This window comes from Roseateles sp. P5_E1 (genome assembly GCF_054049335.1).
Window position 1 is genome coordinate 16352 of record NZ_JBFUMN010000060.1, and the last position, 14894, is coordinate 31245.

A 14894-nucleotide genomic window follows, 5' to 3' on the forward strand; every position below is an offset into this window, starting at 1 on the left:
CGCCTGCAACCACGCGCAGACCGGATGACTGCTGCTTACTTGGCCCTTTCCGGCGTGGCCGCCTGCCCGGCCGCCTCACCTGCCCGCGCCGCCACCTCGATGGGCTCCCGCTTGGCGATGCGGTCGCGGAAGAAGGCCTGCACCTGCTCGGCCGTCACGGCTTCGAGGTTGGCCGTCTCGCGCTGCATCATGGCCTTCATGCGCGGCTCGATGAGGATGCGCTGCAGCCAGTAGGCCCAGTGGCCGTTGTACTCGGGCGCCTTGCGGCTTTGCTCGATCATGGGCTGCTTGGCGCGCTGCAGCTCGTCGGCGCCGACCGGCTGGGCGGCCAGCTCTTTGAGCTGGGCGCGCAGCACCTCGCGGAAGGCGTCGAACTTCTCGGGCGGCGTCTCGATCTCGGCGCTGAAGCGCCCCTGGCCGGCGATGTCCAGGCCGCCGCCGCCGCTGGCGCGCGGCGAGTAGGTGATGCCGAGCTTCTCGCGCACGATGTCGACCAGCCGCGTCTGCAGCAGCGTGGCCGCTACCCGGCCGGTGTTGGACAAGGCGGTGTCTGTCCACTGGTCGGGCATGGACCAGTGCCAGCCGAGCATGCCCTGGTCGGTGCGGCCCTTGTGCAGGGCCACATGAGGCGCGCCGCCATCGGCGGGCGGCGTGGCCTTGAGCGGCACGGCCGGCAGGCGCGGGCGCGCCGGCCCGGCGCCGAAGGTGGCCTGTACGGCGGCGATGGCCGCTTCCTCGCTCACATCGCCGATGACCACCACATCAGCCGCCCCGGCCAGGGCCGGTCGCAGCATGGCGCCGACATCGTCGCCGCGGGCAGCCAGCAACTCGGCCGCCGTCGGCACGCCGCCGAGCCGCGGCTCGCCGTTGTTCATCACCTTGGACAGCTCGCGGCCGTAGACGATGCCGGGCAGCGTCTCGAACTGGTTGGCCATCATCGGCGCCACGCCGGCCAGCTTCTCGCCCATCTCGGGGCGAAAGCCAGGGTCGCGCACGAAGGCGGCCAGCAGTTGGAGCTGGGGCTTGAGGTCGGTCGGGCGGGTGTCGCCCACCAGCAGCACGCGTCGGCTGTCCATTTGCAGATTCAGCCCGGCCAGCACGCCGCTGGCCTGCTGCCACTGCGCCACCTCTGCCAGCGAAAGCTTGCCGGTGCCGCCCAGCGGGAACATGCTCAGGGTCCAGGTGGCCGACACCTGCTCGGGCTTGAGGCCGGCCATGCCCTGGCCCACCAGCACCTGCACGATGACCTTGTCCTTCTCCTGTGCCGTGGGCTTGATGACCAGGCGGGTGCCGTTGGCAAAGGCCAGCGTGGTGCTGCCCAGTTCGGCGTCGGTCGTCTTGCTGACGATGGCGCTGGGGGCGCCGAAGTCGGCGTAGGGCCAGGTCACGGCCACCGGCGCGGCCTGGGCCTGCAGCGGCCGGGCCATGGCCTGGGCGAGCTGGGCGGACAAGGCCTGCGGCCCGGCGGCGCCGGCCTTGGCACTGCGGAAGACCAGCGGCTGGCCACCGAAGTCGCGGCGCAGCACGGCGGTCAGTTCCTCGGGCTTGATGGACGCCAGCATCGGCTCCGCCTCGGCCACGCCCTGTTCGGCACTCTGGTAGAGACCCTCGTAGTGGACGGCGTTGACCAGCGCGTCGGCGATGGCCGCGCTCTGGCGCGTCGGCGCCTGGGCCACCATGGCCTGGAGCGCGCTGCGGATGGTCGGCATGAGGCGCTGCAGGTCGGCCGGCTGCACGCCCTGGGCCTGCAACTGGCGCAGCTCGGCCGTCGCGGCATCCAGGGCCTCGGCCCATTTTTCGGGCGGCGCCATCAGCGTCAGCTGGGCCTGGCCCGTCACCTTGTAGATGCGCGGCATGTCCATGCCGAAGGCGCCGAGGAAGGGGCTGCCGGGCTTGAGGGCACGGTCGCCCAGGCGCAGGTTGAGCACGCCGGCGGCCATTTGCTGCACGAACACGTCGCGGCCGAAGGCCAGCGTGGGCGGGCGCATGTCCGGCGGGTTGATCCAGGTCAGCGAGAGCTTGTCAGGCGCGCCGTCGGCGATGAACTCGGCCGCGGGCTGCGTCGGCTTGGCCGCGCCGAGGTCGAGGGCGTCGGGTTTGCCGGTCGCCTTCCAGTCGGCGAAGCGCTCGCGGATCTGCTTCTCGACCGTGTCGACGTCGATGTTGCCGACGACGATGAGCGTGGCGTTGTCCGGCCGGTAGTTGGCCTGGTAGTAGCGCCTCAGCTTGTCGGCCGTGGCGGCCTGGACGGTGTCGATGCGGCCGATGGGCAGGCGCTGGGCCACGCGCGTGCCGGCCAGCGTCAGGGCCTGCTCGGCAAGGAAGGCGCGCATGCCGGGCACGTCGCGCGTGCGCTCCTCCGACAGCACGACGCCCTTTTCCTGCTCGACGAGCTGGGGGTCGAGCTTCAGGTGCCCGCCGATCTCGCGGAAAAGCATCAGGCCGGTGTCCAGTGCCGCGGCGTCGGCCTTGGGGAAGTTGAAGTGGTAGACGGTCTGGTCGAAGTCAGTGAAGGCGTTGGTGTCCGCGCCGAAGCTCAGGCCCTGGCGCTGCAACAGATGCACCACCTCGCCGTCTGGCAGCTTGGCGCTGCCGCGGAAGGCCATGTGCTCCAGGAAGTGGGCCAGGCCCTGCTCTTCATCACGCTCCTGCAGCGAGCCTGCGCCGATGCGCATGCGCATGGCCACGCCGTCCTTGGGCGTCTCGTTGTGCTGGATGGCGTAGCGCAAGCCATTGGGCAGGCGGCCGAAGCGCACCGCCGGGTCGGGCTTGCGCTGGACCAGCTCATGGCCCCAGGCAGGCTGCGTTGCGGCGACGGTGGCCGTCGCTGCCGATGCCTCGGCACGGGCGGGCGCAGCGGCGACGCCGCACATCAGCGCTGCGGCCAGCGCGACGGCGTGCGGCACGGATGCGCGCTGCTGGAATCTGGATTTCATGCTTGTTCTCCCTGCCCGATGACGGGCTTGTTGATGGGCCGGCAACGGCCCGACTCTCTTTTCATGCCATCTCTGCCCGGCGTGAACGGCCCATCCACCACACCACGCTGCAGCCGAGCAAGGCGACCAGCAAGGGCAATGGCGAGTAGCGCGGTACCTCGTTCAAGCAGTACGCCGTGCCCGCCCACGCCATGCCTGTGAGTATTTCGATCATGCCGACCGGTCCTTTGCCCTTCGCGCGCCGCATCAGATCCTTGCGCTTGCCCTGGGTGGGGTACCACACCTGCATCACACCGGCCGAGACCGTGCCGCCGGCGAGGCAGAAGAGAAACGTCAGCGTCAGCCAGAGGCCGTGCGTCGGCAAGACCAGCAGCAGCGGCGACACCATCAACCACGCTGGCACCAGTGCGGCCAGCACCTTCGGCCGGCGCAGCAGCGACGGTGGAACCGGTGCGCTGCCCAGCAGGTCAGGCGCATCCTCGGCCGCGACGGTGATCCAGGCCAGACTGCCCGCCAGTGACGATGCCAGCATCACCGCCACAGGCGCCAGCACGGTCAGCCCCGCGCCGCGCAGCGCAAGCAGCACCACCGGCACCAGGTACAGCAGCTGCATCAGTGTCTGGGCAATGAGCTGCGGGTCGCGCGCGATGAGGCGCCACTCCTTGATCAGCACGCTGCGCCACAGCCCGCCCTTGAACCGGACGCTGCCGCGCTGCGGCGCCGCCGAGATACGCCTGGCGCTGCCAGTGACGGACTCCTGCGTGCCCGCCAGGAAACGATGGTGGGCCAGACCGATGACGAGCCCAAAGCCGACGACGCCGACCAGCGCGACCGTCAGCAGCGGCAGCGGCGCGCCGACCAGCGCGCGGCCCGGAAACCAGACTGGACTGTCCGGCGCCAGCGGACCGCCTGGCTCGGCCCAGCGGATCAGCCGGGCAAGCAGTTGCTGCAGGTCGGCAGCGCCAATCACGTTGGGCAGCTGCGACAGCACGGCCAACGCCCCGCCCATCAGCGTGCCCAGCACCTGCGCCACGATGCGGGCCCGGCGGGCGCCGAGCACACGGACCAGCGCCAGCGTGAGTGCCAGGCCCAGCGCGGTGGTCGCCAGCGCCAGTGCCGGCACCGCCGGGTAGATGCCGAGCAACTGCGGGTGCCCGAGGAACAGGCCCACGTGCGCGAACGGCGCCAGCAGAAACAGGAACAGCCCGCCGACGTTGGCGACGATGCCCAGGCCGCGCACCATGAAGACAGTGTGTGTCGCCAGCGGTGAGGACAGCAGCAGATCCAGGTCACCCCGGTCGAACAGCGCCTCGACGGACTGCAGGATGGCCTGCGCGAGCATCAGGCTGATGGCGATCCAGGCCGCTGCGCAGATCAACATGGTCAGCACAAGCTGCTCGCTGCCGGGTGGCCACATGCGCAGAACGAAGTAGGCGCCGACGTGCAGCGCCACGCTCAGCGCGACGGCGAACCCCAGCAGCCCACGGGCCATCCGCTTGCCCATGCCACGCCAGCCCAGCCGGAGCTCGTGACGGAGAAGCCACAGCACGGAGCCCGGGCGCAACGCCAGCAGCGCCGTCATGCCGCGCTCGTGAGCTGCAGGAACACGTCTTCCAGCGTCCCGCCCTGTCCGCCGCCGGTCGCCGCACGGGCGCGCAGTTCGTCCAACGTGCCCTGGGCGGTGATGCGCCCGCGATGGATGATGCTGATGCGCTGCGCCAGCCGCTCGGCGATCTCCAGGATGTGCGTGGTGAGGATGACCGTGTGACCCTGCTTGACTCGCTCGACCAGCACGTCCTTCACCTGGCGCGCCGCCGCCGCGTCCAGGCCGGTGAGCGGCTCGTCCAGGATCAGCAGCTGCGGGTCGTGAATGAGCGCGCCGGCCAGCGCCAGCTTCTGGCGCATGCCACGCGAGAAGCCTTCGGTGATCTCGCCGGTGTGGGTCCACAGGTCCAGCCAGCGCAGCAGTTCCTCCGCGCGCGGCGCGGCCACGCCAGGCTCGATGCCCCACAGGCCGGCCACGAACTCCAGGTACTCGAGCGGGCGCAGCTTGCCGTAGAGCAGCGGGTCGTCGGGCAGGAAGGCCAGCCGGCGTTTGGCTTCGATGGGTTCGAGCGCGACGTCGTGGCCCAGGATGTGCACGCTGCCCTCGTCGGGCCGCAACAGCCCGGCCACCATGCGCAGCGTCGTCGTCTTGCCGGCGCCGTTGGGGCCGAGCAAGGCGTGGAACTCGCCTTGTGGAATGCTGAGGCTGAGCTGGTCCACGGCGGGCAGGCCGCCGAAGCGCTTCACCAGGCCGCCRATCTCCAGCGCCGATGCCCGCTGCGGAAATTCTTGGTTCATTTTTTTCTCCCTGCCTGATGACGGGCGTGTTCAACTTTTATGGTTTTGCGGGGCTGGGCCAGCGCAGGCGGATACGGGCCTGGTTGCGGACGATGACGAGGTCTGTCCCGTCGGCCAGCAGGACCCGCAGCGCCGCCACATCGGCGATGGCGCCCGCCTTCTCCGCACCGACGATGACGTCACGCGGCTTGAAGCCGGCCRCATCGCCTGGGCTGCCTGCCTCCACGCTCAGCACGATGAGGCCGGCCTTGTCACCCAGGCCAGCGGCCGACTGCTCGCCCAGGGTCTCGACCGGCTTGAGGCTCAGCCCGTACAGCTGTTGCACGGCTTGCGGTGGCGCGGCCTGGCTGAGCTGCTGGGGCACCGGGAATGCGGGCTGCTTCGCCAGCGCCTTCAGCCTCGCCGGGCGCACGCCGAAGTCGTCCATGGGGAAGTTGACGAAGCCGACACGCGCGGCCAGCGCCGTGTTCGTGACCCTGTAGTCGCCCCGGGCGGGTGCGGCAAAGCGCGGGTCGCCGGCGACGGAGTCGGCATCGCTGCCGCGCGCCTGGGCGGCCCGCAGGTCGGYCTCTGCCACGAAGAAGTTGCGGTTGACGCTGCGCCCCCAGCGCTTGATCTCCACCGGCTGATGCGCCCCCATGACGAGGTTGGACTCGAAGACGTCGCCACCGTTGTCGAACCACACATGCGGGTGGAAGCTGCTGTTGACGAGGATGTTGTTGCGCACGATGCGCTGGAAGCCCTCGCGCAGCTTCAGCCCGCCGGCCAGCATCAGGTTCTCTTCGATAACGTAGTTGGAGGCGCCGTCGTCCAGGTCCACGTCCCAGCCGTGGTCGCAGCGCCAGCGGTTGCGCCGCATGACGATGGGCTCGACGGCGTCCAGCAGCGCCAACTCCGGATGGGCCGCGGCGCGGCGGTCCATCTCAGCGCGGTCGGGGTGCCAGAAGCGGTCGCGGCCCCAGCTGTTGAAGGAGCCGTGGTCACCCGTCAGGCGCACCGTGTCGAATACGTCGTTGTTCGTGATGCGGTGCCCGCCCCAAGTGCCGTCGCCGATGTTGATGCCGGCGCGCGGCATGCGGTAGATGCTGTTGTGGTCGACCGTGATACGCGCCGCCATCGACAGCTGCACGCCCGTGGCCTGACGGTCGATCTGGCCGATGTCGTGGATGAGGTTGTCGCTGGCCTCGGAGTCCTTGGGATAGGCGTCCGACTTCGGGCCTGGCGTGCGGTCGATGGCCGCGACCTCCAGCCGCTCGTGGTACTCGAACAGCGGTGAGCGCACCGCCTCCGGGCGGCCGACGAAGGCCACGGCCGTGCCGCCGATGTCATGGATGTGGTTGCCAGAAACGGCCACACGCTGCGCGCGGCCGCTGACGACGACGGCATGGCCGCCGAGGTCGACGAACTCGGAACCCTCGACGCGAACGTCGACGGCGTTCTCGATGGTCACGGCGCCGACGCGATAGAACTTCCAGTCCGAGCGCAACAGCGGCTCGGTGGCCTTCAGGAAGGTGGGCTCCGTCTCCCGGAACACGAAATTGCGAACCCGCACATGCTGTACCTGGGCCTCGCGGCCCTCGATGCGGATCAGCGCTTCTTGTGTGCTGCCGCGAAAGCCTCGTGCCGGCGGCTGCTTGCCGGCCAGCGGCTTGAAGTAGAGCCAGCCCTCGCGGCGGTCATGGAACCATTCGCCCGGCGCGTCCAGTTCCTCCAGCACGTTCTCGACGTAGCGGTCCTTGTCGCTCGGCGGCATGACGCGGTTGTTGGCCAGTTGCGGGCCGTAGTCCAGGCTGCCGTCGGGCTTCTTGCCGAGGATGGGGATCTGCAGGCCGCCCCAACCGTAGCCGTGCAACGCGTGAAGCACGGCACCTTGCGGGTCACGCCAGCGTGCGACGCGCTCGGGCGAGGTGGCATCCGCGGCGCCGCCGAAGCCGGTGTGGGCGCGGTCGAGATTGGGGTAGCGGGCGCGCACGAGCGCGTGCTGCCCCAACCACAGGCGTTGAAACGAAGCGTCGGCCAGGCGGGCTCGCCAGATGCCGTCCTTCCAGGCCTCCCAGCGCAGTGCCGGCAGCGACATCGCACCGCTCAATACGGGCTGAGCGCCAGGCGCAGCGGCGAGCACGAAGGGCTCGTCTGCCGTGCCCGACAGGGCCTCGTCGATGACGATGGGCGCCGACAGCTGATAGTTGCCAGCAGCCAGCTCGATGCGGTGGATGCGCTTGTCCGTCCGCGCCCGCTGCAGGGCCGTCTCCAGCGACTTGGCGTCCTTCACGGTCAGCGCATCGGCCTGCGCACCGCAGGCCAGAACCGCCAGAGTGAGCAGCAGGGTCATCAGCCTCATGGCGCGTCCCTCTCGGTCATCCGCGTTGGATGGCCGGTGTTCGCCGGTCCCGTCACGGCGCGGCCTTGATGTGCACCATGATCACGCCATGCGGCGCCACCTTGCCGCCATAGCTGCCGCGCACGCCCTTCGTGACCTTCTTGCTCCACAGGTCCTTCACGTCGGCCTTCTGGTCGACGGGCAGTTGGAGCTGTTCCCAAGCCACCTTCATGTCGGCCGGCGTCTTGCCGCGGTTGAACAGCACCACCGCGTGCTCACCGCGCGCCAGCGGACGCACCCAGACTTCGAGGTCGCCTTCCTTCAGCGCGCGGCGGCCTTGCTGGCCCAGCGGATCCTGGTCGACGGCGATGACGTCCTTGTTGGTGAGGATGCGCACCGTGTCGGCGTCCATCTTCGACAGGTCGTTGCCAGCGATCAGCGGCGCGGCCAGCATGGCCCACAGCGAGAAGTGCGACTCGTACTCGGTGGTCGTCATGCCGCCGTTGCCCACTTCCAGCATGTCGGGGTCGTTCCAGGCATTTGGCGCTGACACGCCCCCGCGCGCGGCTTGCATGTCCAGGACGTTGGTCATGCCATTCCCACGGTCCTTCGTGCTTTCCCAACCGTCGTAGATGTCATGGGTGGTGCGCCACAGGTGGCCCACCGTCGGGCCCCAGCGCTCGGGATGGTCGGTGCCCCATTCGCAGATGGAAAACACGATGTCGCGGCCGGACTCGCGCAGGGCCTTGGCCATGACGGTGTAGGCGGCCTCGGCGTTGCGGGTGCCGGTGTTGCACCAGTCGTACTTCAGAAAGTCCACGCCCCATCTGGCGTACTGGCTCGCGTCCTGGAACTCACGGCCAGCGCTGCCCGGGCGGCCGGCGCAGGTCAGAGAGCCGGCGTCGGAATAGAGACCAAACTTCAGTCCCTTGCTGTGCACGTAGTCGGCGAGCGCCTTGATGCCGGACGGGAATCGCTCGGGGTCGGCCTGGATGTTGCCGTCGGCGTCGCGGCTCTTCTGCCAGCAGTCGTCGATGACGATGTACTGGTAGCCGGCGTCCTTCATGCCGGAGGCGGCCATCGCGTCGGCCTGCTGGCGGATCAATTGCTCGCTGACGTTGCAGTCGAACTTGTTCCACGAGTTCCAGCCCATCGGCGGGGTTGGCGCCACATTGGGCTTGGGAGCTTCCAGCTTCAGCGTGCCGTCGGCGTGGGCGGGCGTGGTGGCTATGAAGCAGAGCAGTGCGACGGTATGAGCGGCGCGTCGGATCAGGTGGTGCATGCGGAGATTCACTTGAAGGGGATACGAAGAGCGCCGTTGAGCGGTGCGTCGAACTGGCGTCGGGCTCAGCGCCCGTAGCGCCGGCCTGCCGATTCCAGCGGCCAGTCGTCGGTGCGCAGCGGTGGCAGTGGCAGGCCGTCGCCACCGACGACATTGGCCTCGCTGGCGTTGTTGACCCAGGCGTAGCGCGCCGCCACCGGGGCCGCCACGGCGGCACTGCGCAGCACGATGCGATCACCGTCGACGCGTGCTTCGGCCGGTACCCAGCGCCGGTCGGCGCCGGCGACGTAGAAGCCGCGCAGCGGCTCGCCGGTGCGCGCAGTTCGCAGGCCGCCGGCGGTGGTGTCGAAGCGCAGCTCAAATTCGCCGCCCTTCGACTGATGGCCGGTCAGGCGCGGGCCCGTGGCCGGCGCGGTGCGCAGCCCCAGCTCGTGCATCGCCAGCGCGGCCAGGCGCTGGCCCACGGTGCGCTTGTTGCGGGGGTGAATGTCGACGGCATCGCCCACGTCGATCGCCGTGGCCATGCCGGTGTGGGGCAGCGCCAGGGCCGCGGCCTGGCTGGCGCGCAGTTCGGCCCAGCCGTTGCCGTCGGGCCGGTTCTCGGCCATGGGCCGCCACGAGGCCAGTTGCACGAAGAAGAAGGGCAGGTCAGGGTCGGCGAACTGGCCACGCCAGTCCTGGATGAGGCGCTTGAAGCCGTCGGCATAGGCAGCCGCACGCCCGGAGTTTTCCTCGCCCTGGTACCAGAGCACGCCGCGCACGGACAAGCCTTGCAGCGGGGCGATGAGGCCGTTGTGGCCCAGGGCCGGGGCGCTGTTCGCCACCGGGCCGCCAGCCGCCACGAGCTTCTCGACGCGTGCCCGCCAGGGGCCGGCGAGCGACACGGTGCCGGCCGCCGTGTCCAGGCGCAGATTGGCAGCGTCGCCATCGATGCCGCCGCCGCCGCCGGTGTCGGTCACCCGCACGGCGATCCAGTTGGCGCCCGCGCGCAGCACGCCCGCTGGCAGCGTGTAGTGGCGCGCCTGCTCCCAGCCGCACTGGCCGCCAATCTTCTGGCCATTGACCCAGACCTCGTCGCAGTCGTCCACCTTGGCCAGGTGCAGCTCAGCGGCTCCGGCGGCCTGGGCAGGCTTCAGCTCAATGCGCTTGCGCATCCAGACGACGCCGTCGACGTCGGCCAGGCCCTGGCCTTCCCAGTTGCCGGGCGCCTTCAGTGTGGGCCAGTCGGCGTCGATGTCGGCAGCGGCAGACCAGCCCGAGGCGTCCACGCCCTCCAGCGGAAGACCCTTCTGCCAGGCGGCGATGCGGGGCAGCATGCGCTGRCCCAATGCTGCAGTGAAGGCAGCGTTGTCGGCCGGCAAGGCGTGCACCGCGGGTGCGAGGTCAGGGTCGCGCAGCGCCGCGTCGCGGCTCATCCAGGTCTCCAGCATGGAGCCGCCCCAGGCCGTGTTGATCAGGCCGATGGGCACGCCCTGCACCGCCTGCATCTCGCGCGCGAAGTGGTAGCCGACGGCGCTGAACTCGGCCACGCGGCCGGGCTCGGCAACGACCCAGGGCGCTGGCGCGATGTTGGCTTCGGGTTGCACGCTGGCGCGCAGCGGCACGCGCAGGTGGCGCAGCTGCGCGTTCTGCGGTGAGGCCACTTCCTGTGGGCCGGTGTCGGTCTGCGCCAGCGGCCACTCCATGTTCGACTGGCCGCCGAGCAGCCAGACGTCGCCGATCAGCACGTCGTTCAGCGCTGCGGTCCCGTCGCCCTTGACGACCAGGCGGTGCGGGCCGCCGGCCGGCAGAGGCGCTAGCTGCACGCGCCAGCGGCCGTCGGCGCCTGCGCGGGCCGTGCCGCTGCGGCCGCCGAGGTCGATGCTCAGCGTCTGGCCTGGTGTGGCCTGACCCCACACGTTCAGCGGTCGGTCGCGCTGCAGCACCATGTGGTCGCTGAACACTTGGGCCAGGCGCACCTCGGCGTGCGCGGTGGCAGCCAGCAGGCCAAGCAGCAGGGGGAGGGCTATCGTTCTCATCGCGTTGTTCTCGTCTTTCGGGGCTTCATCTCAAATATCAATTCCGCTTGCACGGCATCCGGCGGCGCACGAACCGGGATGTTGCGGGCCGTCCCCGAGGAGAGCGACCGGTCTTGCCGACGTTCAGTCGGTGCAACAACTGGGCGAAGTGCCTGTCATCCTTCAGTTCAGGGGTTCCAGCAGCTCCACGCCGAGCGGCGCCAGCTTCAGGCTGCCTTCCCAGCGCTGGTCACCGAGCACCCCCTTCATCGCGCCGGCGATCGGCACCTCCATCGGGTGCCAGTTGGCGTTGACGTACAGCACACGTCCTTCGACCTCGCGCGCGAACACGCCGTCGGGCGTCTTCGGACCCGGCTCGATGCCCAGGCTCGCGTAGAGCGAGCGCAGCAGCGGCCGCATGATCTGGGGCTGCGCCGGTGTGGCGAGGTAGATCGCGCGGCCCTTGCCGAACCTGTTGACAGTGATGGCCGGCGGCCTGCCCTCCAGGTTGCTGAAGCGGCTCAGCACGTCGGCGGTGGAGGGCTCCAGCACCTCGTAATGCTCGATCGTGCCCTTGACCTCCTCGTCGCCGATCTTCAGCGTGCCGGCGACGCTGTAGTACTCGTTGGTGCGCAGGCCGAAGACGTCGGTCAGGCCGCCGGGCAACGGCGTCCCGTGCCACTGGTTGTGCTCGTTCACCTTGGCCGACTGCGCCGTCATGATCACGGTGCCGCCGTCGGTGACGAACTTGCGCACCGCCTCGGTGGAGGCTTTGTCCAGCAGGTACATGCCGGGCAGGATGATGAGGCGGTAGCGGCTCAGGTCTTCGTAGGAGAGCTTGATGGCCGCGACGTCGATGTTGTCCTTCAGCAGCGGCTCGAAGGCACCGAGGGCCTGCTTCTGATAGGACGTCTTCAGGTAGTCGCGGGAGCTGTTGGCCGGGCCATTGGCACTGTGGGCCGCGACGTTGTCGAAGGAGTAGGCGATGGCCACTTTGGGCTCGACGCGGCGCGGGAAGCCCAGTTTCTCCAGCTTGGCGTAGTCGCCGGCGATGCGGGCCCATTCGGCCAGCTTCCACGAGGGGCGGTCGTCATGGTCGAGCAGGCCCATCAGCGCCTGCTCCTCGCCGCCGAGATGGCTGTTGAAGGTCCAGGCCAGCGCGGCCTGGCCGCCCATCAGCAGCACGAAGTGGGCCCACATGCGCGACCAGCCCTTGCTGCCGTAGGAGCCTGGGCCGCCGGCGGTGAACTCGTTGAACCAGGTCGGCGTCGTCATGCCCGCCCTGATGAGGGCCGCCTGCCATCCGCCGTAGATCGGTTCGCCGGCATAGAAGCCCATGGCGCCATAGGTGGTGTGCTGGCGATAGCTGCCGTGGTAGTCGAAGCCCTTGCGGCCCGACCAGCTCCAGTAGTTCGACAGCGTCGGCTTGTCGGGCGTGTTCTTGCGGCGCACGGCCTCCCGGTCGTCGAGAACGGCGATGGTCAGGTCGGACCAGAAACGGCGCAGGTCCAGATAACGCTCGGCGGGGCCCGGACCGTCGGCATAGGGCAGCCGCACTTCTTCCCACTTGCCGATGCGACGCGACCAGCGCTGCGTGGCCCAGGCCTTGTTCAGCGCGTCGATGCTGCCGTAGCGCTTCTTCAGCCATTCGACGAAGCGCTTGCGGTCAGCCTCGGAATAGGAGATGTAGCCGTTGCCGATCTCGTTGTCATAGCCCACGGCCAGCAGGGCCGGATGCTTGGCGTAGCGCTTGATGAGCGTGTCGGCCATGCGCGTGGCCAGGCGCCGGTAGTCCGGGTCGCCGATGTTGTCCATGTAGCGCTCGGCCGGCGCCAGGCGGGTGCCGGCCTGGTTGGTGATGTCGACACCGGGGTATTTGTGGTGCAGCCACATCGGCGCCGGCTGCCCCGGGATGTCGAGGATGACCTTGATGCCGGCGGCGTGCACCTCGGCCATCACGGCGTCGAAATGCTTGAAGTCGAACTTGCCTTCCTCGGGTTCGAAGTAGTCCCAGGCCAGGTCACCCATGCGGACGACCTTGAAGCCGGATTGCTTCATCAGCGCAACGTCGCGCTTGACCTGCGCCAGCGTGCGGTCCACGGGCTGGTAGTTCACGCCCGCGAACAGCTGGCCGGCCCCGGGCCAGTCGGGGTGGCCTTCGGCGCTCTGGGCGAAGGCGGGGTTGAGCGCGGCCAGGGCCAGCGAGCAGGCAATCAGAGTCTTTTTCAGTTTCATGATCGGGATCAGCGATACCCATCAGGCGCAACGCACGAGGCGCGCCCCATGCGGCGGCACGGTCAGCACGCGGGTGCCTGCGGGGAGGTCGGCGCGTGCCCAGCAGTCGCGGCTGGCGTCGGGCAGCCACGCAGGCAGCGGCACCTGCCAAGGCGCGTCGCCAGTGTTCAACCACGCTGCCCAGGTGCCCTGCGGGCCGTTGCAGACGAAGCGATGGCCCTGGGCCACCGAGTGCCACTCGCGTGCCCCGGGCACGCGCAGCAGCGCCAGCACCTCGGGGTTGGTGACCAGGCGCAGCGTCCAGTCGTCGAGGCGGCGCAGGTCGTTGCCGAGGATCAGCGGGCTGCGCGCGCAGGTCCAGGCCGTGAGCATCAACAGCTGCTCGTCACGGCTGAAGCCGGTATCGCGCTCGCCACGGCCTTTCTCGTCGTAGTTGCGCAGGCCGATCTTGCCGACGGGCAGCATGTCGGCATCGGGCCAGGCGCCCGCGCGGGCGTGGGGCGCCCACTTGACGAGGTTCACGAGGTTGTCGCGCAACTGGGGCCAGGTGTCCCAGAAGTCGTTGCACACGCGCCATTGGTTGGCGTGCGCCTGCAGGTGGGCCGATTGATCCAGGTGCGCCGGGCCGGGCGACAGGCTCAGCACCATGGGCCGACCGGTGGCGTCGATGGCGCGGCGGATCAGCTCCACTTCCTTGGCGTGATAGTTGGGCGCAGCGATGTCGTCGACCTTGACGAAGTCCACGCCCCACTCGGCCAGCTGGGCGAACCAGGCGCGGTACCASTCGAAGGCGCCRGSRTGSTCSGGSTTGACGCCGCACATGTCGGTGTTCCAGGCGCAGGTGGAGTGGGAATCGGCGACTTCGTTGCAGCGGTACTTGCTGCCGGCGATGGGCAGYTCCAGCCCSACCGCCTGGCGCGGGATGCCACGCATGATGTGCACGCCGAAGCGCAGGCCCATGGCGTGCACCTTGGCGGCGAGCGGCGCGAAGCCGCGGCCACCGGCGGCGCTGGGGAAGCGGTTGGGCGCGGGCTGCGGGCGGCCGTGGGCGTCCAGCACCAGCGGCGCGAAGTCCCGGTACCACCCCGACGTGGCGCCCGCCTCGTACCACTGGATGTCGACGGTGGCGGTGTCGTAGCCGAAGGGCAGGAAGCGCTCGGCCAGGATGCGCGCGTTGTCCAGGTACTCCGCTTCGGTGACGCTGGCACCGAAGGCGTCCCAGCTGTTCCAGCCCATGGGCGGCGTGGGGGCCCAGGCGTGGAAGGGCAAGCCGGGCTCGGGGGCGCCGCCGGTGGCCGAGGCCTTGGCAGAGGGGCCAGCGGCAGCTGCCGCCGACCCGCCGGCCATGGCGGCCAGCCCGGCGCTTGCCACGGTGCGCACGAAGCTGCGGCGGGCCGGTTCATCGAGCGAGGTGGTGGCTGTCGAGTTCGTCTTGTTCATGAGCGATGCGGAATGAGGAAGGGCGCGAGGTTCAGTTGCTGTAAAGCATTCCGCGGCCGGTGCCGCTGATGTAGATCCGGCCGTAGATGGCTTGGTCGGCCGCCATCACGCCGATGCCGCCGAACTGGTTCGCGTCGTCGTTGAAGCGCGTCCAGGTGGCGCCGCCGTCATCAGAGCGATGCACGCCCCAGACACCGTTGCTGACGCCCACAACGTAGACCGCGGCCGAGTACGGCGCGCCAGCCTTGGCCTTGCCCAGCGCGATGGCGCTTGCACCCTGCACCTGGGGCCAGGGGTTGCCGGTGAAGATCGACGCGAAGTTGCTGAGCTTGGCCCAGCTC

Annotated in this window: 8 protein-coding genes and 1 pseudogene; all 9 read right to left on the bottom strand. The window is 69.6% G+C overall.

Annotated elements, in window-relative coordinates; all coding sequences use genetic code 11:
* Positions 1-35: 35 nt before the first annotated feature.
* Positions 36-2936 (bottom strand): M16 family metallopeptidase, encoded by a 2901-nt coding sequence (locus ACXJKJ_RS26180; protein WP_457393685.1) that lies wholly within the window; start codon positions 2934-2936, stop codon positions 36-38.
* Positions 2937-2997: 61 nt separating this feature from the next.
* A complete protein-coding gene (locus tag ACXJKJ_RS26185) occupies positions 2998-4518 on the bottom strand; it encodes a putative ABC transporter permease subunit (RefSeq protein ID WP_457393687.1) in 1521 nt (506 codons plus the stop codon).
* Positions 4515-5279 (bottom strand): ABC transporter ATP-binding protein, encoded by a 765-nt coding sequence (locus tag ACXJKJ_RS26190; RefSeq protein ID WP_457393689.1) that lies wholly within the window; start codon positions 5277-5279, stop codon positions 4515-4517. Before ACXJKJ_RS26190 ends, ACXJKJ_RS26185 begins: the two co-directional genes overlap by 4 nt.
* Positions 5280-5316: 37 nt before the next feature.
* Positions 5317-7620: a hypothetical protein gene (locus ACXJKJ_RS26195; RefSeq protein ID WP_457393691.1), complete on the bottom strand. Its 2304-nt coding sequence runs from the start codon at positions 7618-7620 to the stop codon at positions 5317-5319.
* A gap of 52 nt (positions 7621-7672) precedes the next feature.
* Positions 7673-8881 (bottom strand): glycoside hydrolase family 27 protein, encoded by a 1209-nt coding sequence (locus ACXJKJ_RS26200; protein ID WP_457322623.1) that lies wholly within the window; start codon positions 8879-8881, stop codon positions 7673-7675.
* A 65-nt stretch (positions 8882-8946) separates the two neighbouring features.
* Entirely contained in the window at positions 8947-10899 is a 1953-nt protein-coding gene (locus ACXJKJ_RS26205; protein WP_457322622.1) for a sialate O-acetylesterase, read from the bottom strand.
* A 162-nt stretch (positions 10900-11061) separates the two neighbouring features.
* On the bottom strand, positions 11062-13113 hold the full coding sequence (locus ACXJKJ_RS26210) for a beta-galactosidase (RefSeq protein WP_457322621.1): 2052 nt from the start codon (positions 13111-13113) through the stop codon (positions 11062-11064).
* A 21-nt stretch (positions 13114-13134) separates the two neighbouring features.
* Entirely contained in the window at positions 13135-14553 is a 1419-nt protein-coding gene (locus ACXJKJ_RS26215) for a hypothetical protein (RefSeq protein WP_457393693.1), read from the bottom strand.
* Between the two features lie 31 nt (positions 14554-14584).
* A pseudogene (locus ACXJKJ_RS26220) lies at positions 14585-14894 on the bottom strand (dockerin); the annotation flags it as partial.